1 protein-coding gene is annotated in these 518 nt (G+C 43.6%); it reads left to right on the top strand.

What is annotated here, in order from left to right; all coding sequences use genetic code 11:
* On the top strand, positions 1 to 206 hold a 206-nt coding region (locus GFB48_RS17640; protein WP_205597772.1), incomplete at its 5' end, for a hypothetical protein.
* Positions 207 to 518 lie beyond the last annotated feature (312 nt).

Below are 518 nucleotides of genomic sequence, written 5' to 3'. Positions count from 1 at the left end.
CGCTGATCACTCCCTTTCCATCTCTGTCCGCTGACGTCACGGGTTATTCAAATCAACCAATAGAAAACATTCACGGGCTGCTACGTCACGGCTCCCCTCTTGAGCCAACTGCCGTTCAGACCATTAAAGGCACCAACTTGGACTCGGTTCATTTTAAAGAAACAACACGTAAATATGTAATGTTGATACTGGATAAGATTAATTAGACTATTTTCAATTTAAGGAGACGAACTCCAAACCTTCGTTCAACCCTGGCGTTAACATGAGCCTGTATTTGTCTCGCCTAGCCTGCCGTTAGCTGGCTGGTTGGCTAACGTTAACTAATGTCGACTAATAAAAAAACAAAACGACGATTCTTGTTCGGATCGAGGCTCAGTTTCACTGACATTTGCCCGTTGAAACGTAACGTTATTAATCAAACGAAATCTTAAAGACAAAAAGTCTCGCTGAAAGAGACACTAGAAAGTACGACGCGTATCTTCATTTTGAATGCGTTCGAGCCAGGGCCTGACGCTCAC

The organism is Paraferrimonas sp. SM1919 (assembly GCF_010993985.1).
GTDB lineage: Bacteria > Pseudomonadota > Gammaproteobacteria > Enterobacterales > Shewanellaceae > SM1919.
This window is presented reverse-complemented; position numbering and strand designations above follow the sequence as displayed.